Source organism: Uliginosibacterium flavum, from assembly GCF_040566545.1.
GTDB lineage: Bacteria > Pseudomonadota > Gammaproteobacteria > Burkholderiales > Rhodocyclaceae > Uliginosibacterium > Uliginosibacterium flavum.
Window position 1 is genome coordinate 310,479 of sequence record NZ_JBEWZI010000002.1, and the last position, 20,844, is coordinate 331,322.

General features: G+C 61.7%; 20 protein-coding genes. 6 read left to right on the forward strand and 14 right to left on the reverse strand.

Annotation, left to right across the window (positions count from 1 at the left end):
• Positions 1-38: 38 nt before the first annotated feature.
• Entirely contained in the window at positions 39-791 is a 753-nt protein-coding gene (locus tag ABXR19_RS03125; RefSeq protein ID WP_354599620.1) for a glycosyltransferase family 2 protein, read from the reverse strand.
• Between the two features lie 139 nt (positions 792-930).
• Between ABXR19_RS03125 and waaC the strand changes: the two genes are divergently transcribed.
• Both waaC and waaA read left to right on the forward strand, forming a co-directional pair.
• Positions 931-1,899: a lipopolysaccharide heptosyltransferase I gene (gene waaC, locus ABXR19_RS03130; protein ID WP_354599621.1), complete on the forward strand. Its 969-nt coding sequence runs from the start codon at positions 931-933 to the stop codon at positions 1,897-1,899.
• Complete coding sequence (waaA, locus tag ABXR19_RS03135) at positions 1,896-3,155, forward strand: lipid IV(A) 3-deoxy-D-manno-octulosonic acid transferase (RefSeq protein ID WP_354599622.1); 1,260 nt, start codon at positions 1,896-1,898, stop codon at positions 3,153-3,155. The genes waaC and waaA overlap by 4 nt, the downstream gene beginning before the upstream one ends.
• 282 nt (positions 3,156-3,437) lie before the next feature.
• Here the strand turns inward: waaA and ABXR19_RS03140 are convergent, their stop codons facing one another.
• The 6 genes from ABXR19_RS03140 to ABXR19_RS03165 form a co-directional block, all read right to left on the reverse strand.
• Complete coding sequence (locus ABXR19_RS03140) at positions 3,438-4,745, reverse strand: TolC family outer membrane protein (RefSeq protein WP_354599623.1); 1,308 nt, start codon at positions 4,743-4,745, stop codon at positions 3,438-3,440.
• Between the two features lie 28 nt (positions 4,746-4,773).
• Positions 4,774-5,100, reverse strand: a complete 327-nt coding sequence (locus ABXR19_RS03145) for a rhodanese-like domain-containing protein (RefSeq protein WP_354599624.1) — start codon at positions 5,098-5,100, stop codon at positions 4,774-4,776.
• A gap of 8 nt (positions 5,101-5,108) precedes the next feature.
• Positions 5,109-5,759, reverse strand: a complete 651-nt coding sequence (locus ABXR19_RS03150; protein ID WP_354599625.1) for a protein-L-isoaspartate O-methyltransferase family protein — start codon at positions 5,757-5,759, stop codon at positions 5,109-5,111.
• A gap of 170 nt (positions 5,760-5,929) precedes the next feature.
• Positions 5,930-9,064 (reverse strand): efflux RND transporter permease subunit, encoded by a 3,135-nt coding sequence (locus ABXR19_RS03155; RefSeq protein WP_354599626.1) that lies wholly within the window; start codon positions 9,062-9,064, stop codon positions 5,930-5,932.
• The gene (locus ABXR19_RS03160) at positions 9,061-10,155 is read right to left on the reverse strand and encodes an efflux RND transporter periplasmic adaptor subunit (RefSeq protein WP_354599627.1); all 1,095 of its coding nucleotides are present in this window, start codon (positions 10,153-10,155) and stop codon (positions 9,061-9,063) included. The genes ABXR19_RS03155 and ABXR19_RS03160 overlap by 4 nt, the downstream gene beginning before the upstream one ends.
• Entirely contained in the window at positions 10,152-10,805 is a 654-nt protein-coding gene (locus ABXR19_RS03165; RefSeq protein WP_354599628.1) for a TetR/AcrR family transcriptional regulator, read from the reverse strand. The genes ABXR19_RS03160 and ABXR19_RS03165 overlap by 4 nt, the downstream gene beginning before the upstream one ends.
• Positions 10,806-10,966: 161 nt before the next feature.
• Here ABXR19_RS03165 and ABXR19_RS03170 point away from each other — a divergent pair, with 161 nt between their 5' ends.
• The 4 genes from ABXR19_RS03170 (at position 10,967) to ABXR19_RS03185 (ending at position 13,972) form a co-directional block, all read left to right on the forward strand.
• The gene (locus tag ABXR19_RS03170; protein WP_354599629.1) at positions 10,967-11,203 is read left to right on the forward strand and encodes a FeoA family protein; all 237 of its coding nucleotides are present in this window, start codon (positions 10,967-10,969) and stop codon (positions 11,201-11,203) included.
• Positions 11,196-13,046, forward strand: coding sequence for a ferrous iron transporter B (feoB, locus tag ABXR19_RS03175; RefSeq protein ID WP_354599630.1), 1,851 nt, complete (start codon positions 11,196-11,198; stop codon positions 13,044-13,046). Before ABXR19_RS03170 ends, feoB begins: the two co-directional genes overlap by 8 nt.
• Positions 13,043-13,318 (forward strand): DUF6587 family protein, encoded by a 276-nt coding sequence (locus ABXR19_RS03180; RefSeq protein ID WP_354599631.1) that lies wholly within the window; start codon positions 13,043-13,045, stop codon positions 13,316-13,318. Before feoB ends, ABXR19_RS03180 begins: the two co-directional genes overlap by 4 nt.
• A gap of 126 nt (positions 13,319-13,444) precedes the next feature.
• Positions 13,445-13,972, forward strand: a complete 528-nt coding sequence (locus ABXR19_RS03185; RefSeq protein ID WP_354599632.1) for a hypothetical protein — start codon at positions 13,445-13,447, stop codon at positions 13,970-13,972.
• 48 nt (positions 13,973-14,020) lie between these two features.
• Here the strand turns inward: ABXR19_RS03185 and ABXR19_RS03190 are convergent, their stop codons facing one another.
• The 7 genes from ABXR19_RS03190 to ABXR19_RS03220 form a co-directional block, all read right to left on the reverse strand.
• Positions 14,021-14,266, reverse strand: a complete 246-nt coding sequence (locus tag ABXR19_RS03190) for a hypothetical protein (protein WP_354599633.1) — start codon at positions 14,264-14,266, stop codon at positions 14,021-14,023.
• 299 nt (positions 14,267-14,565) lie between these two features.
• The gene (locus tag ABXR19_RS03195; protein ID WP_354599634.1) at positions 14,566-15,447 is read right to left on the reverse strand and encodes a GGDEF domain-containing protein; all 882 of its coding nucleotides are present in this window, start codon (positions 15,445-15,447) and stop codon (positions 14,566-14,568) included.
• 116 nt (positions 15,448-15,563) lie between these two features.
• Positions 15,564-17,195, reverse strand: a complete 1,632-nt coding sequence (locus tag ABXR19_RS03200; RefSeq protein WP_354599635.1) for a methyl-accepting chemotaxis protein — start codon at positions 17,193-17,195, stop codon at positions 15,564-15,566.
• 191 nt (positions 17,196-17,386) lie between these two features.
• A complete protein-coding gene (trpD, locus tag ABXR19_RS03205; protein ID WP_354599636.1) occupies positions 17,387-18,412 on the reverse strand; it encodes an anthranilate phosphoribosyltransferase in 1,026 nt (341 codons plus the stop codon).
• A gap of 3 nt (positions 18,413-18,415) precedes the next feature.
• Positions 18,416-18,979, reverse strand: a complete 564-nt coding sequence (locus ABXR19_RS03210) for an anthranilate synthase component II (RefSeq protein WP_354599637.1) — start codon at positions 18,977-18,979, stop codon at positions 18,416-18,418.
• Between the two features lie 328 nt (positions 18,980-19,307).
• Positions 19,308-20,411 (reverse strand): HEAT repeat domain-containing protein, encoded by a 1,104-nt coding sequence (locus ABXR19_RS03215; protein WP_354599638.1) that lies wholly within the window; start codon positions 20,409-20,411, stop codon positions 19,308-19,310.
• 70 nt (positions 20,412-20,481) lie between these two features.
• Positions 20,482-20,682, reverse strand: a complete 201-nt coding sequence (locus tag ABXR19_RS03220; RefSeq protein ID WP_354599639.1) for a hypothetical protein — start codon at positions 20,680-20,682, stop codon at positions 20,482-20,484.
• Positions 20,683-20,844: the final 162 nt, after the last annotated feature.

Here is a 20,844-nt window from a genome sequence, read left to right on the forward strand (position 1 = left end):
GACAACGGCAGGGCTGCTGCACAAAAATAAACGCGGCTTCAGCGCCGCGAGAACTCGATCATTTTCGCATACTTGGCGAAGCTGTTGAAACAACCGATCAGGATGTGAATCAGGCCTGGCGTGCCGTCTAGCCAGCCGCCGCGCAAAAAGTAAAATTTGATAAAACGGAAAAACGGGCTGAATAGAAGCTTGGCAAATGGAACCTGCGCCCCTTCCTCGATCAGGGCCTTGGCCGCCAGCGTGGTATAGCGGTTCTGTTTGGCTAGGTAGATTTCGATGTTGTCTTCCGAATGGTGCAGCAGATCACCCTGCAAACGCCCGACGATTCCAAGCGTGATGACCTTTTCGTGCACGATATCGTCTGACCAGCGGGCCTGGCGGCGGTCGAACAGACGCAGGGACAAGTCCGGATAGCCTTCACCGTGACGCAGGTAACGGCCGAGAAAACGGTTGCTGCGCGGAAATTCATAGAACTGGAAAGCGGGCTGGATCAGCGCAGTTTCGATGCTGGCACGCAGCTCCATCGAGACGATCTCGTCGGAATCGATACACAGCACCCAGTCATGCGCAGCCTGATCAATGGCGAACTGTTTTTGCGGCCCGAAGCCGCGCCATTCCTCGACGATCACTTTGGCGCCGAACTCCTGCAGCAACTCGATGGTGCCATCCGTACTGCCCGAATCCACGGCCACGATTTCCTCGCAGAAGCGCAGCGAGTCCAGCGTGGCACGCAAAGGGCCGACGCAGTTCAGGGTAATCAGTACGGCCGACAGCGGCAGGCGTTCAGTCATGGGCAGCGTCAAGGGTTACAATCCGGCGCTCATTCTAGCGGACATGGCGCGACGGAAGTCAGCCCTCTCCCCCAGCCCCTCTCCCCGAAACGGGCGAGGGGAGCTTCGAGAGTCGCACTGCGACTGATACAAAACTGCCATGCGCTCGATCCTGCTCGTTAAAACCTCTTCGCTCGGTGATGTGATCCACAACCTGCCGGTGGTCAGCGACCTGCGCCGCATCTGGCCGAATATCGCCATCGACTGGGTTGTGGAAGAGGCGTTTGCCGAGATCCCGCGCCTGCATCCGGGGGTGCGCACGGTGCTGCCTATGGCGCTGCGGCGCTGGCGCAAGCAATTGGGGCAGCGCGCGACCTGGGCCGAGATGCGCGAATTTGTCCGCCAGTTACGCACGCCGTATTACGACCTGATCCTCGACACCCAGGGCCTGATCAAGAGCGGGATCATCACCCGCCTCGCCCGTGGCCTGCGCTGTGGCTACAACGCAGAGGTCGCACGCGAACGGCATGCGGCCTGGTTCTACGATTGCAAATATCTGATCCCGCCGAACGCCCACGCGGTGGAGCGCAACCGCTGGCTGTCTGCCGCGGCATGTGCCTACGAGCAGCCCGCAGCCTTGCGCTACGGCATCCATGCCCCGCAAGCCACCCCGGGTGCGGTTCTCCAGCCTGCCTACTGCGTACTGCTGAGTGCCACCAGCCGCGACGACAAGCTCTGGCCGGAAGAAAACTGGGCGCGACTGGGTCAGCACCTGACCGCGCAAGGACTGCGCTGTGTGCTGCCGGCCGGCAACCCACGCGAACGCGAACGCGCCACCCGCATTGCGGCCAGCATCCCCGGCGCCACTGTTGCGCCGCCCTCCTCGCTGAATGAACTGGCCACGCTGCTGGCGGGCGCAGTGGGCGTGGTCGGCGTGGATACCGGCCTGACGCATCTGGCGGCGGCTCTGGATCGCCCGGTGGTGGCGCTGTATGTAGCGACCGATCCGGGCCTGACGGGCGTGTTTGCCGGCGTGCAGGCGGTCAATCTGGGCGGCAAGGGGCAAATACCCTCGCCCGAGCTCGTGCTCGCCAGCCTTCAATCCTTGCTCACCAAGGTCCACGCATGATTCGCCTGCTCTACTCCGTGCTGTGGCATCTGGCTCTGCCCCTGATCGGCCTGCGCCTGCTGTATCGGGCGCGCAAGCAACCGGAATACCTGCAGCATCTGGCCGAGCGTTTCGGCGCTGCGCCGCTGATCGGCGAACGCCCGCGCATCTGGCTGCATGCCGTGTCGGTGGGCGAAACCCGCGCGGCCCAGCCGCTGATCAAAGCCCTGCTCGCCCAGCACCCGCAGCACGAAATCCTGCTGAGCCACATGACGCCGACTGGCCGCGCGGCCAGCGGGGAGCTCTTCGGCAAGGAAGAGCGCGTCACCCGCAGCTATCTGCCTTATGACTTTCCCTGGGCGCAACGCCGTTTCCTCGCCCGCGCCCGACCACAGCTAGGCGTGGTAATGGAAACCGAAGTGTGGCCGAACCTGATGCACGCCGCCGGCATTGCCGGGGTGCCAATGCTGCTGGTCAATGCACGCCTCTCGGCCCGCTCGGCGCGCGGCTATCAAAAGCTGGGCGGCCTCGCCCGCGATACCTTCGCGCGCTTCGCCAAAGTCCTCGCCCAGACGCCTGACGATGCGCAGCGCCTTGCCACCTGCGGCGCCAGCGGCGTCGAAGTGACGGGGAATGTGAAATTCGACCTGGAACTCGCGCCGGCCCTGTTGGCGCTAGGCGCCGAGTTCAAAGCAGCGGCAGCCGGCCGGCCGGTAATCCTGGCAGCCAGCACCCGCGAGGGCGAGGAAGAGCCGCTGCTGGCGGCCTTCTCCCGGCATGCCCCGCCGGAAGTCTTGCTGGTATTGGTTCCCCGCCACCCCCAGCGCTTCAACGAAGTCGCCGCGCGGATCGCCGGGCAAAATCTCATCTACGCCAGGCGCAGCGCGGGTCTGCGCATCGCGCCGGGCACCCGCGTCTGGCTGGGCGATTCGATGGGCGAAATGCTGGCCTACTACGGCATGGCCGATGTCGCGATCATCGGCGGCAGCTGGCAGCCCTTGGGCGGACAGAACCTGATCGAAGCCTGCGCGGCCGGTGCGCCGGTGCTGGTCGGGCCGCACACCTTCAACTTCACCGAGGCCGCCGCCAAGGCCATCGAAGCCGGGGCCGCACGACGCTGCAGCGATCTGAACGAAGCCCTGCAAGTCTGTGCTGCCCTGCTCGCCAATGGCGCCACGCTGCAGGCCATGAGCCGCGCCGGACAAGGTTTTGCGGCAAGTAATCGTGGCGCCACGGCGCGCACGCTGCAGACCATTAACGCCGTATTGAAGGCCTGAACAAGTCTGCCCGAAGAGCCGCATGGAGCGGACTTCTTCAGGCATGCTCGCCGAAGAAGTCCGCTCCATGCGGCTCTGCCGGCATGTCTCCGGCACGATCTGCCTTTCGTAGGTGCGACTTCAGTCGCACGCCACGCGTGGATGGCCGACTGAAGGCTCTCCTGAGCTTGTCGAAGGTTCGGCCCTACGGAAACGTAGCCCCGGCACAAAACCCACATTCCATCTCCGTGAACGGAAAAGGGCGCTTGCCGCGCCCTTTTCCGTTCTGCAAACCGCTGAAGCTCAGCGATCCAGCAGCGCATTCACCTCTTCCAGATCCTTGATCGACAGCACGCCGACCGACTGCTTGAGTTTCACCTGCGCCATGATCGTGTCGTAACGCGCCTTGGCCAGTTTCTGCGCGGCATCGGCGAGCTGGGACTGGGCGTCCAGCACGTCCTTATTGATCTTCACGCCGACCTGATAGCCAAGCTTGTTGGATTCCAGCGAGCTGGTGCTCGACAGCACGGCCGCTTCGTAGCCCTTGACCTGCGCCACGCCGCTGGTTACGCCCAGATAGGACTGGCGCGCCAGTTGCGAAGCAGCACGCTTGACGGTTTCCAGATCTTCTTTCGATTTTTCCGACAATGCTGCCGATTCACGCACCTTGGATTGGGTCGCGCCCCCTTGGAACAGCGGCAGCGAAGCCTGCACACCGACCGTCCAGTTACGACTCTGTGAAGGTGTGTTGTTACTGCCATTACCGGAATGGTTGCGGCTGTAAGTGCCCACCGCATCGACAGTCGGCAGATGGCCCGCGCGGTTACGCTCAACCTCGCGCGCGGCTATCTCGCGAGCGATCTGCTGCGCCTGCACGTCCAGATTGTCTTTCACTGCAGCTTGCGCCCAGGCTTCGACATCGGCCGGCAAAGGCTGGGCCAGACTCATGCCCTGACGCAAACGCGCGAGTTCGGGCGGTTCCTTGTTGATCAGCACGCGCAAGGCTTCGCGTTTGACGTTCACGTCGTTCTGCGCGGCAATTTCCTGTGCCGAAGCCAGATCGAAACGCGACTGTGCGTCATTCACGTCGGTCACCGTCACGGTGCCTACTTCGAAACTTTTCTTCGACAGCTGTTGTTGCTCGCCTGCCGCCGTCTTGAGCTGGGTCACCGTGTTGAGCACATCCTGCGCATTGAGCAGATCAAAATAGGCCTGGGCACTGCGCAGCATCAGATCCATCTGCGCGGCCGCGTATTGAGCCTCGGCAAGGCCAACCTGCAGCTCGCCCTGCCTGAGCGCCACCCAGTTCTGCCAGCGGAACAGCGGCTGAACCAATTGCAAAGTGTAAGTATTGCTGTTGAAGGCATACTCACGCTCGGCTGGCAGCGTGGCATTCACATGGTTATAAGTGCTGGAGCCGCTCAGGGTCAGCGTTGGCAAGAGGCCGGCGCGGGCCTGCGGATATTTCTCGCGCCCGGCTTCAAGCTGCATGCGGGCACTGGCAAACTTGGTGTCGCTTAAAGTGGCGTCGCGATAGATTTCAAGCAGATCAGCGGCCTGCACGGCACCCGCGCCAAGCATGGCAGCAAGCACAACAACTGCGTGTTTCATTCCCGTCTCCTGATAAAACCCTGAATTCTCAATAGGTCGGCATCGCCGGATCGACCCGCCTTGCCCATGCATCCACGCCGCCGGTCAGGTTATACACTTTTTCAAAACCCTGCTGCGCCAGATAGGCGGCGGCGCGCATGCTGCGCATGCCGTGATGGCAGATGCACACCAGCTCACGCGTACGATCCAGCTCCGTGGCCCCGGCCGGCACCTGCGCGAGGGGCAGCAGTTGCGAATTATCGAGAGCGCAGAATTCGTGTTCCCAGGCCTCGCGCACATCCAGCAACAAGGGCGCCGGCCGCGCCGGATCAGCCAGCCAGGCTTGCAATTCTTCCGCGCTGAGGCTCGTCACCATGTTGATGCTCACAACACGAATTGCGACTGTGTTGCCAGTTTGAGTGCCGGCACCACGGTTTCAAAAACGCCGTGCTCGCGGTATTCGCTGGCGCTCACCCGCGTCACCAGGATTGCCCGCATCACCGGCGCACGGCCGACGAAGGCAAACAAGCGGCCGCCTACTTTGAGCTGCTCGCGCCAGTTGGCCGGAATGCTATCGACCGCGCCGGAGGCGATGATCACATCGTAAGGTGCATGCTCGGCCCAGCCAGCGGCACCATCGGCGTCCTCCACCAGAACATTGTCCACACCAGCCCGGTCCAGATTGCGACGCGCCTGCGCGGCCAGTTCCGGTTCGATCTCCAGCGAGCACACATGCGCGCCACGCGCCGCCATCAGGGCGGCCATGTAGCCCGAACCCGTGCCGATTTCCAGCACGTGTTCGCCACGCTTGAGTTGTAATGCCTGCAAAGCCTTGGCTGCGGTCTTCGGTTCGAGCATGGTCTGGCCCTTGCCGATCGGCACTTCGATTTCGGCAAACGCCAGCGCCTGCAGATGGGCCGGCACGAAGCGTTCGCGCTTGACCTGGGCCAACGCCTCCAGCGCCCCCGGATCGAGCACGTCACAGGTGCGGATCTGCTGTTCGATCATGTTGAAGCGGGCTTGTTCGATATCCATGTTCTTATCCTCTGTCGTCTGCGCGGGGTGGGCTGGATTTTAACCCCTAAAAAAGCGGCTCAAGCTCACCATCAACAATAGTCCGAAGACCCGCGCCCAGCTTGCCTGTGCAGCAGCCATACCTGAAGAGGCTTACCACATGTGCCTCTCCAAGCACGCCATTTCACCCCTCAAACCTCACGGTAAGGCGTGCGGTTCCAGGCTGCGTACAGCGCCGGCAGGAACAGCAGCGTCAGCAGCGTCGCCACAAACAGACCACCCATGATCGCCACCGCCATCGGCCCGAAGAAGGCGGATCGCGACAGCGGAATCATCGCCAGAATGGCCGCCGCCGCGGTCAGGATGATCGGCCGGAAGCGCCGCACGGTGGCCTCGACGATGGCCTTGGCAGGCTCGACACCGGCTTTCTCGTCCTGATCAATCTGATCAATCAGGATCACCGAGTTGCGCATGATCATGCCCGACAAGGCAATCGTCCCAAGCATCGCGACGAAGCCGAAGGGCTGGCCGAAGCCGAGCAAGGCGAGGGTCACGCCGATCATGCCCAGCGGCGCCGTTAGTACGACCATCACCACGCGCGCAAAATTCTGCAACTGCAACATAAGGATAGTCAGCACCACCAGAATGAACAGCGGCACGCCGGCGGCAACGGACTTGCCGCCCTTGGCACTTTCTTCGACCGAGCCGCCGACCTCCAAGTGATAACCCAAGGGCAAGGCCTGTTCAATCTGCGCGATCTGCGGCGCCAGCTGTTTGACCACCTCGGACGGTTGGACCGCACCGTACAGACTGGCGCGTACATTCACCGTCGGCGAGCGGTTGCGGCGCCAGATGATGCCGGGCTCAAAGTCATAGTCCAGCGTGGCGATCTGCGACAGCACCACACCGCGCCCGCTGCCGTTCGGAATCGTCATCTCCGACAGAAAGGCCATGCCGATATCTCGCCGCGCGCCACGCAGATAAACCTCGATGGTTTCGCTGCCTTCGCGGAACTGCGTCACGCTGCCGCCGTTGAGGGCGGTGGCCATGAATTGCTGCACGTCCTGCCGCGACATGCCGGCAATCCGCGCCTTCTCGGTATCGATATGGATGCGCACGACCTTGGACGCCTCATCCCAGTCCTTCTGCACGTTCGCCAACTGGGCATTGCCGCGCATCAGCACCGCGATCTTGTCGGCGATCTGCTGCAATTGCGCCTGATCCGGCCCACTGACCCGGTATTGCACCGGGAAGCCTACGGGTGGGCCATTCTCCAGCCTGTTGATCGAGGCGCGCAGCTCCGGGTAATCCGTCCTGAACAGCTCGATCAGGCGCGTGCGCAAGGCCTCGCGCGCCTGGATGCCGTGGGTGAGCACCACGAACTGGGCAAAATTGGCCTGCGGCAACTGTTGATCCAGCGGCAGATAGAAGCGCGGGCTGCCACCACCGACATAGGCGACGTAATTCTCGATGCCCTCCTGTTTCTGCAAAAAGGCTTCGATACGCTTGACCGAGGTTTCCACGGCGCTGACCGAAGCGCCCTGCTGCAGGCGCAGATCGACCAACAATTCGGGGCGCGTCGAATCCGGAAAGAACTGCTGCGGCACGAAGCGGAAACCCCAGATCGACACCGCAAAACTCAGCAAGGTCGCGCCAATCACCAGCCAGCGATGCTGCACGCACCAGACCAGCGTACTGCGGAAACGCTCGTAGAAAGGCGTGGAGTAAATCGCTGCCTCAGCGTGGGTGTGCGTGGAGCGTTCGATCAGGCGCACCGCCAGGCGCGGCGCGATCTTCGCCAGCACGCGCACGATCAGGCCGGTCTTGCCCGAGCGCTTGCTGAAATCCGGCAGCAGGTAATAGCCGATATAGGGCACGAAGAGTACGGCCGCGACCCAGGACACCAGCAGGGCGATCACCGTGACCTCGAAGATTGAGCGCGTGTATTCGCCGGTCGAAGACGCTGCCGTGGCAATCGGCAGGAAGCCCGCCGCCGTGACCAGCGTGCCCGACAGCATCGGCATGGCTGTCGAAGTGTAGGCAAAGCTCGCCGCGCGGGCGCGCTCCCAGCCCTGCTCCATCTTGGTTGCCATCATTTCCACGGCAATGATCGCGTCATCCACCAGCAGACCGAGCGCCAGGATCAATGCGCCCAGAGAAATCTTGTGCAGCCCGATGTCGAGCATGTGCATGAACAGGAAAGTAATCGCTAATACCACCGGGATACTGATCGCCACCACCACGCCAGTGCGAAAGCCCAGCGAAAGCAGGCTTACAGCCAGCACAATGACCACCGCTTCGGTCAGTGAGCGCACGAAATCCTGCACCGATTCGGCCACAGCGCGCGGCTGGTTGGCCACCCGAGCCATCTTCACACCAAGCGGCAGTTGCGCGTCAATCTTCGCCGTGGCCTGATCCAGATGCTTGCCCAGTGCGATGATGTCGCCGCCGGCGCGCATCGAAATGCCGATGCCAAGCGCTTCGCTGCCCATGAAGCGCATCTTGCTCGATGGCGGGTCGACGTAGCCGCGTTTCACCTCGGCCACATCACCGAGGCGAATGGTACGCCCACCGGCACGGATCGGCAGTGCGCGCATCGATTCCAGCGTATCGAATTCGCCCTGCGGACGCAGATAGATGCGCTCATCCGCCAGTTCGAAATAGCCACTGGAAATTTTCGAATTCTGCTCGGCAATCGCCGCCATCAGTACTTTCGGATCGATGCCCAGCGTGGCCATGCGCAGCGGCGAAAATTCGACATAAACGCGCTGCTCCTGCTCGCCAAAGAACTCGACCTTGGCCACGTCCGGTACAGTCAGGAACTCCTGACGGATCGCCTCGGCATAACGCTTGAGCTCGGTGTAGGAAAGGCCTTCCCCACTCAGCGCAAAAATATTGCCGAAGGTGTCGCCGAACTCGTCATTGAAATAGGGGCCGTTTACGCCGGCCGGCAGGCTCTGGCGGATATCGCCGACCTTCTTGCGCACCTGATACCAGACATCCTTCATCGCACTGGAATGCAGCGAATCCCTTGCCACCACGATAATCTGCGAGCCGCCCGGGCGCGAAAAACTGCGCAGGGTTTCGATCTCGTTCATCTCGCGCAGCTTCTTCTCGATCTTGTCGGTAACTTGCAGTTCGACCTCACGTGCGCTCGCGCCCGGCCAATTGCTGGAGATCACCATCACCTTGAAAGTGAAGGGCGGATCTTCACTCTGGCCGAGGTGCGTATAGGCGCTCAAACCAATCAGCGTAAGCACCAGCATCACGAACAGGATCAGCTGGGGATGGCGCAGGCCCCAGTCCGACAGGTTGAATTTTTTCATCGTTTCACATCCAGCACGACTGGCGCGGTCTGCTCGACCGGATTGACCTTCAAGCCCGCGGTCAGCGCATAGGCGCCCACCGTCACGATGCGTTCGCCCATCGCCAGGCCGCTGCGCAGCACGACCATCTCGTCGCCATAATTTTCCACCTCGACGGCCCGCGCCTGCACCACGTTGTCAGCCCCGACAATCCACACCTGCGCCTGCTTGCCTGCACCACGCAGTACCGCTGCCAGCGGCACGCGCACCGAGCTTGCGGCACTCGCTTCCACGAAACCCACTGCCGCCGTTGCCCCCAGACTGAAACGCTCATCAGCCGTCGGCACGCTGATGCGCGCAGCATAGGTGCGGGTACTCACATCGGCACTGGCGGCAATTTCGCGCAGGACGCCCGGATAGGTCTGATCCAGCGAACCCCATACGCGCACCAGCGCAGCCTGGCCGGGCTTGAACTGACGGGCACGCCCCTCGGGAATCCAGGTCAGCACCTCGCGCTGCGCCGGATCGGCGATACGCACGACCACTTGCCCCGCCGCCACGACTTGCCCCGTTTCCACCGGCAACGCCGTCACAACACCATCACGCTCGGCCAGCAAGCTGGTGTAGCCGACCTGATTGTCGGAAGCATTGTTCTGCGCCTGCGCCTGCTTGAGCCTGGCCTGAGCCGCCTCGAACTGGGTACGGCGCGTATCGACTGCGCTGCCGCTGAGGAATTTCTGCGCAAACAGATTCTGCGCACGCTCGTACTCGGCCTTGGCCAGGGTCAGATCGGCTTGTGCCGCGCTCACCTGAGCCGCTGTCGCCGAGGCCGACAGGCGCACATCCTGCGGATCGAGGCGCGCCAGCACCTGACCTTTGCGCACCGCATCGCCCAGATTCACGCGGCGTTCGATCAGCTTACCGCCGAGGCGAAAGCCCATATCCACTTCATAGCGCGAGCGCACCTCGCCCGAATAAGCGAACAGCGTGGCATCGGCACCGTCCTTGACTGTCATCACCACAGCCGGGCGCAGGGCCACGGTGGGTTCTGGCGCCTTTTTGCAGCCAAGCAGGGAGATTGCTGCCATGAGGGCGAGCAGAGCTGTTTTCATTCCGGTTTCCTTTCGCCAGCCGGATCGGCCAGCAAGCCACGCATGAACATGTCCAGATGCGTCTGGACAAAGATTTCGGGATCAATCGATTCGGTATCGCAGCAGGCCAGCGTCTGCCGCCACATGCAGCTGAACATCAGCGGCGCGATAGCCAAATGACAGAGCACCAGCGGATCGCCGACACGAAACTCGCCGGATTGCATGCCGCGCTCCAGCACCGCCATGAACAGCGCACGCCCGCGCTGCACGACATTCTCGTGATAGAAGGCCGCGACCTCCGGGAAATTGCCCGCTTCGGCCATCACCAGCTTGGGAATGCCGGCCAGGCGTGCATCGCCAAGCACCTGCCAGTAACGTCGCAGCAATTCGGGCAACAGTTGCGCAGGGGCCCGGTCCGCCGCCTCGACCAGCGCCTCGCCCGCCGCGAGATGCGGCACGACAGCCTCTTGCACCACAGCCCGGAACAGAGCTTGCTTACTCTCGAAATAAAGAAACACCGTGCCTTTGGAAACACCGGCACGCCGGGCAATGTCTTCCATCCGCGTCGCCGCAAAACCCTTCTCGACAAACACGTCGAGCGCCGCCGCCAGCAATTCGGCGGGACGGGCATCTTTGCGACGCTGACGGGCTGGGGTAGGCAGAGCGGACATGGGCAAGACGGACGAGCAGAAAGTCGACAATCAATACTAACTAACCAGTCAGTAATTAGCAAATCTGGAAACAATCTTTCGCAAATTTCTGACAAAACCCTCTTCACAAAGCAGTCAATGAGAAGTATTCTCAACTGCGAACAATTCTCAGGCGTAGCACCATGCAACTCTCTGAACTCACTCTGGGCACCCGTGCCACCGTCGTTGACGTCAGCAATCTGACCGAGCCCGACCCCATTGCCATGCGCTTGCGCGATCTGGGCTTTGTGGCTGGCGAGCCGGTCAGCCTGGTCGCGCACGGGCCGTTCGGCGCCGACCCCATGCTGGTCCAGATCGGCTTCACCCGCTTTGCCCTGCGCCGCAGCGAAGCGGCGCGTGTGGAGGTTGCGCATGTCTGAGATCGCCCTCCCCCTGCCTTTGTCGATCGCGCTGGTTGGTAACCCGAACTGCGGCAAAACCGCCCTCTTCAATCGCCTCACCGGCAGCCGCCAAAAAGTGGCGAACTACGCTGGAGTCACCGTCGAGCGCAAGGAAGGCCAGATGGAACTGCCGTCCGGCCGCAAGGTGCGCGTGCTTGATCTGCCCGGCGCCTACAGCCTGAACGCCACCAGCCCGGATGAAGCGGTCACGCGCGACGTGTGTCTGGGTCAGCACCCCGACGAAACCCTGCCCGATCTGCTGCTGTGCGTGGCCGACGCCACCAATCTGCGCCTGCACCTGCGCTTCGTGCTGGAACTCAAACGCCTCGGCCGGCCCATGGTGCTGGCCCTGAACATGGCCGACGCAGCACGCAAACGCGGCATCATCATCGATGCCAAAATCCTCGAACAGGAACTCGGCTTCCCGGTCGTGGAAACCATCGCCGTGCGCCACGAAGGCGCCGCTGCCTTGATCGCCGCATTGGATGGGCATCTGCCTGAGATTCCACCGGCCTCGGCGGCCGATGCCGACCTGCACGCCGAAGCTCGCCTGTTGATCGCCCATGCCGTGCACATGCCCGATCCGACCAGTCCGCTGGACGCTACGATTGACCGCTGGGTGCTACATCCCGTGGCGGGCTTGGCAATTCTCGCGGCCATCATGCTGTTCGTCTTCCAGGCGGTATATGCCTGGGCCGGCCCGTTTCAGGATGGCATCGAATCCGGCATCGGCTGGGTCGGCGCGCAGGTCGCGGCAAACTTGCCGGCGGGCATGCTGAGCAGCCTGCTGGTCGACGGAATCATCGCCGGCACCGGCGGCGTGCTGGTCTTCCTGCCGCAAATCCTGATCCTGTTCTTCTTCATCCTGGTGCTCGAAGAATCCGGTTATCTACCCCGCGCGGCCTTCCTGCTGGATCGCTTCATGGTCGGCGCCGGCCTGTCCGGGCGCGCCTTCATCCCCATGCTGTCAAGTTTTGCCTGCGCCATTCCGGGCATCATGGCCACGCGCAGCATCCCCGATCCGCGCGATCGCCTGCTCACCATCCTGGTCGCCCCGCTGATGACCTGTTCGGCCCGTCTACCGGTGTATGCACTGCTGATCGGCGCCTTCATCCCCTCGCAAACGGTGGCCGGCGTTTTCAATCTGCAAGGTCTGGTGCTGTTCGCCCTGTACATGGCGGGCATCGTCGGCGCCCTGCTGGTGGCGCTGATCGGTCGGCGCTTCGGTGGCAAGCTCGCCGAGCACGCGCTGTTGCTGGAAATCCCGGCCTGGCGCCTGCCCAATCCGCGTGACCTGTTCATCGGCCTGCGCGAACGCGCCATGATCTTCCTGCGCCGTGCGGGTACGTTGATCCTCGCCCTGTCGGTACTGCTATGGGTGCTATCCACCTTCCCGACTCCGCCGGCGGACTGGACGCGCCCGGCCATCGAGTACAGCTTCGCCGGTCACATCGGTCGCGCCCTGGCCGTGATTTTCGAGCCCATCGGCTTCAACTGGCAGATCTGCGTCGCCCTGATCCCCGGCCTGGCGGCGCGTGAAGTCGCCGTCTCGGGACTCGCCTCGGTGTATGCGATTGCCGCCGAAGGCGAAGGCGCCACCGAAATGGCTTTGGGCAGCGCCCTGGCGGCCCAATGGTCGCTGGCCACCGCACTGTCGCTGCTCGCCTGGTATGTATTCGCACCGCAATGTCTGGCCACACTGGCGGTGATCCGCCGTGAAACCGGCTCGCTCAAGATCACCCTGTGGGCCACCGCGATGCTCACGGGCATGGCCTATGCCGCGTCCTTGCTGGTCTACCGCCTGACGCTGCTGCTGACATGAACGCCTACGCCATCCTCGAACCCCTGCTGGTCGGCGTGATCATCGCCGCCAGCATCGGCTTTGCACTGCGCCGCTTCGCGCCGCGTCTGCTCGCCCGGCTAGGCGCCGCGATCCGCCGCGCCGGGCTGCCGGCCTGGCTGGGTGAGCTTTGCGGAAAGCCCGCAAACAGCGCCGGCTGTTCAAGCGGCTGCAGCAGTTGCAGCAGCTGTGGTCCCATACAAAACAAGCAGATAGTCGTCCTGCATCGCAGCAAACCCGAACAAACGGTCTGACACCGACCGCACCTGTAACAAAAAACTACGCTTCCAGCCCTCAGCTGTCTCAACCAGCTCGCTGCCCGGCCGTTAAAGCTCTCAAGGATCGGTGATTTACGACCGGTCAGCATCAGGAGCACGGTCATGAGACTCTGGAACAACATTGTGATGTACGCACCGCGCTCGCCGGACTACTACGCCCTGCCTGACACGGAGCACTGCATCTTTCGGCTCATGCACAAATATGCCGACTCGCAAGCTTGGAATCTGTACTGGCTCAGCCAGCCGCAGACCGACCTGATTCCCCTGCATCGCAGCGACTGGCATGCCCACTACCAATCCTTCAGTGGCGCGCAGACGCGTGCTTTTTACGAAGCACTGGATACGGCCGTGCTCAACAAGATGAGTCTGGCCACCATCATGAGCCGCCCGCCACGTGAAGCCATCCGCCTGTTGCGCGCTGCGAAACTTGATAACACCCGGCTCTACGCCATGCTGGGCGGCGAGGAATGGCGCAGCCTGATGCTGGGACGCCTGTTTCTGGCCGAGCGTCTAAATGTGACGCGCCCACCGCAAGAGGAAGCGGGTCAGGTCGTCATGGCCGATTTCATCCTGCATCGCTACGCCCGGCTGGGTAGTCACGACTACAAGCACGCCAAACGACCGGCCTGAGCACCGGAACACTCATGGACAAGAAAAAAGCGGCCGACGGCCGCTTTGTCATTTGAATACGCCGCTGCCCGCAACAATCGCCAGCCCGAACACCAGCACCAGAAACACGGCCATGACCGTGCGCCGCACATCCCATTCGTAACGCCGCACCGGTTTCTGCGTTGCGGGCGTGGCCGCCTGCAAACGCTGGCGCAGGCGTTCCAGCTTCTGCGCCTTGGCTTCTTCGTCGAGGGCGAAACCAGCTTGCCCGTCCGATCCGGACTCCTGCTTCATCACCACACTCCAAGTATCCATGCCCGAAGAGCCGTACCCAGCGGGCATCTTCACGGCATATACCTGCACAAGTCCGCCCCGCGCGGCTCTACAGGCATGCTCGATAAACTCCTTCAACTGGCACGTCATGGCGCCGCCAACAATCCCGCCCAGCGCGCGTTCCAAAATTCACAAACGAATCCGCCACTCAAGACAAAACGCGGCGAGTTGCTGCAGAAATCCAGTCAGGCTGCATGTTACTGGCAAACCCCCGGCGGCCAACAGCTTGCGGCTCGGTGGCGCTGGATGCGCTCAAAAACAAGGCGGCCAAAGCATCAGACTCAAAGCTTCCGGGTTTTTCGCCGCAAGGGCGCGACAATCGTCGATAACATGGTCGACAGCGGCGAAGCGCCCGGCATTCCGGCGAAATCCGGTTCATCCATGGGCATGCCTTCACTGCGCATTCTGGACTGCACCATCACGATCATCCGGCTGATAACCCGATCACGCCCCTGATGTTTGGCGATGTACAGGTAGGAATCGGCCTCATCTACCAGCACGCCGTAATCCCCTTGCCCGGCATAGGAGCTGACGCCGAAACTGGCGGTCACGATGCCTGCCTTGTGAACCGGTCGCTGGCTGATGGTACGGCGCATGCGGTCTGCGACCAGCATGGCATCGGTGGTGTCGGTTTCGGGGCAGATCAGCAGAAATTCCTCGCCTCCCCAGCGCCCGAAATGATCCGACAAGCGCATCCGGCGCCGGATACGTCGCGCAATTGCGGCAAGCACCATGTCGCCAACAGCGTGCCCGTGAGTGTCATTGACCTGCTTGAAGTGATCAACATCGAGCATGACGATGGAGAGTGGCCGCCCGTAACGCAGCGCCCGGTCAAACTCGTGGGAGAGCAGGCTTTCGATCTTGCGACGATTGTGCACGCCGGTCAGCACATCGGTTTCCGCCACGGCCTGCAATGTGTCAATTTCTTGCCAGCGCCGCCATGCGAACAGGGTCTGCAACACCAGCACCAGACCAAGCCAGATCAACCACTTGGCAGCCTGTGCGCCGGAGCCAGCGGGAAGCCATTGGCGTGCGCCCAAGGCATCCAGACCAAACAGCCAGATTGCGCCGATCAGACATGCAAGCACCAACACGCCCAGATCGAGCATCCGATCCCGATGTCTGAAATACCAGCGGCGGAATTTACGCCACACGGGTCTCATCACGCACCAGTCCCAAAGCCATTCCGACCACCCTTTCATCTCCGCACGGATGCGGGATAAATACTGCCGAACACAGCGCCATTACCGGGAAGTTCGGGCACTCGCGCCCCTCGCTCTCAGCGGTAGCGATACTGCCCCATCGTGCCGACCAGATCGCTGGAAACACGCTCCAGCTCCTCGGCCGTACTGCTGCTGCGCTGAGCCACGGCGACATTGCGCTCCGCCATATCGGAAATCACCTGGGTATTGCGTGCCAACTCTTCCAGCGCGCTGCGCTGCTCGGCCACGGACAGATTGATTTCCGCCACGCCCGCGCAAGTCGCTTCGGCCGTGCTGCGCGCCTCATCAAGGACGCTCACCACCACCGCTGCGGCCTCACTGCTTTCCGCCAGCAGGCGACAGCCAATCTCGATATTGCTGCCGACATTGCGGTAATGCTCGTCGAGCTGGTGCGTGATGCTTTCAATCTGGCTGGCGGATTTGGCCGAGTTTTCAGCCAGCTTGCGCACCTCGTCCGCCACCACCGCAAAACCCCGCCCGGCCTCGCCCGCACGCGCCGCCTCGATGGCCGCATTCAGGGCAAGCAGATTGGTCTGATCGGCAATCTCTTTGACATATCCGGTGATCTGGCTGATCTGCTGCATGTTCTCGCTGAAGGCCTGTACCGATTGCGTGATGCCGCCGCTGAGCACCTGCTCGGCCTCGCTCACTTTCTGCACCAGCTGCGCCAGCCGGGAGTTGCCGTGCTGCGTGCTTTCACTGTTGCGGGCTGACAGGCTGGAGATTTCGCTGGATCGTTCGGCAATCTGCGACACGCTGACGGTCAACTCTTCAAGCGTGCTGGCCGCCGCCTGCGCCGCCTTCGATTGCTGATCGGCGCTCTGCGACACCGCACGCGAGTCATCGGCCACGCCGCCGGCCATTTCATCCAGATGCGAAGCCTGGCTGCCAATCGCCTGCAAGGATTGACGCAAGGCACCGAGCAGGCTGGAGAAACTCTTGCCCAGCTTGCCGAATTCATCCTGTTGGCCGGCTTCGATCTCGCGGGTCAGATCGCGCTCGCTCGCCACCTTGCCCATCACCTCCTGCATGTGGCCCAGACGCTGCACGATGCTGCGCCCGAGCAGACTGGAGAGCGCCATCACCAGCAGCGCCACGGCGATCAGAGCGCCGACGAACCAGGCCGTCGCCCGGTAGAACTGCTGATCGATGTTGTCGATATACATGCCGGTATTCACCAGCCAGTCCCAGCCCTCGTAGCGCTGCGCATACGACAGTTTTGGCGAGGGCTCTTTCTCGCCCGCCTTGGGCCACCAGTATTCGACATAGGCGCTGCCATCCTTGCGCACCTTGTCCACCATTTCGGCGATGAAGAGCTTGTCGTTCTTGTCCTTAAGACCGCCGAAATTTTTGCCTTCAAGTGCTGGCACGGCCGGATGCATCAGCATCACCGGCTCCATGGTGCCGACACTGAAAAACTCTTTCTCCTGATAGCGGATCTTGCGCAGGGTTTCGAGGGCCTGTTTCTTGGCCTCGTCCAGCGGCAGCTTGCCGGCATCGGCCTGCGCCCGGTAATAATCGAACATCGTGAATACGATGCTCATCTGGTCGCGCAATTGCTGGCGAACCCCGTCCATCATGGTCTCGCGACGCGCCTGCAATGAAGCCAGGCCGATGGCCAGCAAAGCCGCCAAGGCGACCAGATTGATCAAGCGCAGCTTGGCGCGCAAGCTGAGAAGTCTGAACATGCCTTGTCTCCCGGGAATGCGTATCCACCCGGCAGAGCACCGGGTCACCCCAAGAGATTCGGCCGCTGTGGCCACAACTTGAGACGAGTGCCCGTGAAGGCAGAACAAGGCTGAAACAGCAGCACCCCGAAGACCCTCACCCAGCGGTCGTCTTCAGGGTGCATGCCTGCAGAAGTCCGCTCCGCACGGCTCTACAGCCAGGTCCGCGTACGTTCGACAAACGCGTCCAGCTTGCGCGTCGCCGCCCCGCTGGCAATTACATCCAGCGCGCGTTCCACGCCATTCGCCAATGACTCCGCCACGCCGGCCACATACAGGCTGGCGCCGGCGTTGAAGGCGACGATGTCGCGCGCGGCAGGGATCGTCCCGTTCAGCGCGCCAAGCAGGATCGCCTTCGAATCCTCAACGTTCGCCGCCCGGATCGCGGAGGCAGCATGCAGCGGCAAACCGACATCTTCGGGCGTCAGGCGGTATTCGCGGACGACGCCATCGCGCAGCTCGCCGACCAGCGTCGGCGCCGAGATAGAGATTTCGTCGAGGCCTTCCATGCCGTGCACGATCAGCACATTGCGCGCCCCCAGCTTCTCCAGCACCCGCACCTGAATGCCGACCAGATCCGGGTGGAAAACGCCCATCACCTGATTCGCCGCATCGGCCGGATTGGTCAGCGGACCGAGCAGATTGAAGATCGTGCGCACGCCCAGCTCACGACGCACCGGCGCGGCATGCTTCATCGCGCTGTGATGATTCGGCGCGAACATGAAACCCACGCCGATCTCGTCGATGCACTGACCGACCTGCTCCGGGCTCAAATTCAGATTCGCCCCCAATGCCTCCAGCACATCGGCCGAGCCAGACTGCGAGGACACAGCGCGCCCGCCATGTTTGGCCACGCGCGCACCCGCTGCAGCAGCCACGAACATCGCCGAGGTCGAGATATTGAAGGTGTGGGCGCCGTCGCCGCCTGTGCCGCAGGTATCAACGAGGCCCGTTCGATCGGACTTCACGGGCACCTTGGTCGCCAGTTCGCGCATCACCGTCGCAGCACCGGCAATTTCGCCGACGGTTTCCTTTTTCACGCGCAGACCCGCAATGATCGCCGCGATGAACACCGGCGACACTTGGCCGGACATGATCTGACGCATCAGATCAACCATCTCGTCATGGAAAATTTCGCGGTGTTCGATGACTCGCTGCAGGGCTTGTTGTGGGGTCATGGCTCAGATCTCCAGAAAATTCTTCAACAGGTGATGACCACCCTCGGTCATGATCGACTCGGGGTGAAACTGCACTCCCTCGATCTGCAGCGTCTTGTGGCGCACACCCATGATTTCGCCATCATCGGTCCAAGCGGTGATTTCCAGACAATCCGGGCAGCTTTCGCGCTCAATCGCCAGCGAGTGATAACGCGTCGCCGTGAAGGGTTGCGGCAGGCCTTTGAAGATACCCACGTCGGCGTGCTGGATCGGCGAAGTCTTGCCGTGCATCAGCTGCTTGGCATGCACAATCTTGCCGCCGAAAGCCGCACCGATACTCTGGTGGCCCAGACACACGCCGAGGATTGGCAGCTTGCCGGCAAAGTGCTTGATCGTCGCCACCGAGATCCCCGCCTCGGCCGGCGAACACGGCCCCGGCGAAATCACGATGCGCTCGGGCGCCATCGCCTCGATCTGCTCGATAGTGATGCCGTCATTGCGGAACACGCGCACATCTGCCCCCAGCTCGCCGAGGTATTGCACGATGTTGTAAGTAAAACTGTCGTAGTTGTCGATCATCAGCAGCATGGCATTCTCCAGATCTTGAATTCAGGTGTTGCAACCGGACACGGCAACTTCACGGGCAGCAAGCTCGCCGCCTTGACTCCACATCCGGTAATTCCCCTCAGGGCTGGGCGCGCGCAGGGGGACGCGCAAAATCTGTGCAGGATGGCTAACGCCACCAGCGAAACAAGGAAGACTTGCGAAGAAGGAGAGATTTGCGCCGCATTGTGGGGACATTCTAACAACCCGGAGGGCACCGGGAAAGCGCCAAGCCCGCCGACACGGCTCGATAGATCTGCCCAAAAGCAAAAAGCCCGGAGAACCGGGCTTTTTGATGCAAACAAAATCCGACTTAGTCCAGATACAGACCGATCAAGCCTTTGGTACGCACGGACTCTGCATCCGTCAGCTTCTCCAGGCGCGTGCGCTCGGCCTTCAAGTAAGCCAGCGCGCTGGTCGACCCTAGATCGCCAATTGCCTTGAGCGCGGTCGCACGGTCTTCCCAGTCATCCTTGGTGTTCTCAGCCTGCTTCTTGAGCAAGTCAAACTGCTCGGTCGCGCGCAGCATCCCCAGAGACGAAATTGCGCCTTGCAGCACCTCGTCATCCTTGTGCGCGCTCAGCTTCACCAGCTGAGGAATGGCACGCACATTGTTGCTGAAGCCCAGTTCATGTACATCACGATAGTCCAGAGTCGCGCCGCTGGTCTTGGCAATAGCAGCATCAACCTGTGCGTCGCTCAGCTTGGCATCGAAAAGGATGCGCGCCAGCTTTGCAGAAAACTCTTTGGCAGCCAAAGCCAGGGGCTGGTTGTAATTCGGATCGTAAATTTCGTTGAACGACCAGACCGGCACCTTGCCGCGTTTGATGAAAGCTACGATCCGCTGCGTACCCGAAGCGGTAACAACATCAGCACTGACGCTGGTGAAGGTTTCGAACGGAGAAAAACCACTGACCCGACGCGACTCAATGAACAAACGCTTGATGACAACCGTGTTGGCGCCAGTTGCACTGGTTGCACGCTGCACAGGAAGGCCGCGTGCCGTCATTTCCCTGATGATGTTGGCGCTAAGCCACGTCACTGGCTCCAAGGGCTTTTCAGCACTATCGGTCACGCTCATCCCAAAAAAAGGATTGATGAAAGCAACCTTGTTCTCGGCAGTACGTTCGTCGCTGAAATACAAAGGTACCGGTGCAGCACTGGCAGGTATAGCGTATTTCGCGGTCGACGGTGTTACGTCCTGAACGGTAACCTTCATGCCAACGGCGCAACCGGACAACAGAGTCACGGAAAGAAGCATGCTGGCCAGCAAACTGCCATTAAACGAACGGTATATTTTGTTCACAATTGTCACCATGTTGATTTGTGGTATGCCCGCCGCAACGCGGCTTTTAAGCGCCGCGATTTTAACAAATTTAACAAAACAAAACCGGCTGTCATCAATAATTCTGGGCATGCACTCATCCGTTTAGACGCGCCACTTCGGCCATCTCACACCTGAATTGCGGGCCAGACCACGCCACCAGTCAGCCCCCGGTATCGTCCTTGATTTTATTCAACTGGTTGCGCGCCTGATGCAGAATCTCATTCAGCTCTCTGACCTTGGCATAAGAGTCTCCGTGAGACTCATCAGCCAACCTCCGGCCCATCTCCTGGACAACCACGAGCAGATCCGACAACTCGTCGATGGTTTCGCGTCTTTCGCCTTCCCGGGTTCCATCCAGCATGGTGATCACCTTTCATGATTGAGGCGCACCGCCTGGGCGCCTCTATTTCAGTAAGCCTAGCGGAGACATTCAAAAACAAAACCATGCATACCCGAAGAACCGCTTCCAGCAAAGGTCTTCAGGAATGACTTCCGTTCAGCCAATCCAGGCGCGGCTCTTCGG

Coding starts and splice junctions, on each gene's coding strand:
- ABXR19_RS03190 (WP_354599633.1), bottom strand. CDS start 14,266: ATGGATACTTGGAGTGTGGTGATGAAGCAGGAGTCCGGATCGGACGGG.
- ABXR19_RS03185 (WP_354599632.1), top strand. CDS start 13,445: ATGAGACTCTGGAACAACATTGTGATGTACGCACCGCGCTCGCCGGAC.
- ABXR19_RS03140 (WP_354599623.1), bottom strand. CDS start 4,745: ATGAAACACGCAGTTGTTGTGCTTGCTGCCATGCTTGGCGCGGGTGCC.
- ABXR19_RS03155 (WP_354599626.1), bottom strand. CDS start 9,064: ATGAAAAAATTCAACCTGTCGGACTGGGGCCTGCGCCATCCCCAGCTG.
- ABXR19_RS03165 (WP_354599628.1), bottom strand. CDS start 10,805: ATGTCCGCTCTGCCTACCCCAGCCCGTCAGCGTCGCAAAGATGCCCGT.
- ABXR19_RS03210 (WP_354599637.1), bottom strand. CDS start 18,979: ATGCTGCTGATGATCGACAACTACGACAGTTTTACTTACAACATCGTG.
- ABXR19_RS03215 (WP_354599638.1), bottom strand. CDS start 20,411: ATGCCCAGAATTATTGATGACAGCCGGTTTTGTTTTGTTAAATTTGTT.
- trpD (WP_354599636.1), bottom strand. CDS start 18,412: ATGACCCCACAACAAGCCCTGCAGCGAGTCATCGAACACCGCGAAATT.
- ABXR19_RS03125 (WP_354599620.1), bottom strand. CDS start 791: ATGACTGAACGCCTGCCGCTGTCGGCCGTACTGATTACCCTGAACTGC.
- ABXR19_RS03150 (WP_354599625.1), bottom strand. CDS start 5,759: ATGGATATCGAACAAGCCCGCTTCAACATGATCGAACAGCAGATCCGC.
- ABXR19_RS03220 (WP_354599639.1), bottom strand. CDS start 20,682: ATGCTGGATGGAACCCGGGAAGGCGAAAGACGCGAAACCATCGACGAG.
- waaC (WP_354599621.1), top strand. CDS start 931: ATGCGCTCGATCCTGCTCGTTAAAACCTCTTCGCTCGGTGATGTGATC.
- ABXR19_RS03170 (WP_354599629.1), top strand. CDS start 10,967: ATGCAACTCTCTGAACTCACTCTGGGCACCCGTGCCACCGTCGTTGAC.
- ABXR19_RS03180 (WP_354599631.1), top strand. CDS start 13,043: ATGAACGCCTACGCCATCCTCGAACCCCTGCTGGTCGGCGTGATCATC.
- ABXR19_RS03195 (WP_354599634.1), bottom strand. CDS start 15,447: ATGAGACCCGTGTGGCGTAAATTCCGCCGCTGGTATTTCAGACATCGG.
- waaA (WP_354599622.1), top strand. CDS start 1,896: ATGATTCGCCTGCTCTACTCCGTGCTGTGGCATCTGGCTCTGCCCCTG.
- ABXR19_RS03200 (WP_354599635.1), bottom strand. CDS start 17,195: ATGTTCAGACTTCTCAGCTTGCGCGCCAAGCTGCGCTTGATCAATCTG.
- ABXR19_RS03145 (WP_354599624.1), bottom strand. CDS start 5,100: ATGGTGACGAGCCTCAGCGCGGAAGAATTGCAAGCCTGGCTGGCTGAT.
- ABXR19_RS03160 (WP_354599627.1), bottom strand. CDS start 10,155: ATGAAAACAGCTCTGCTCGCCCTCATGGCAGCAATCTCCCTGCTTGGC.
- feoB (WP_354599630.1), top strand. CDS start 11,196: ATGTCTGAGATCGCCCTCCCCCTGCCTTTGTCGATCGCGCTGGTTGGT.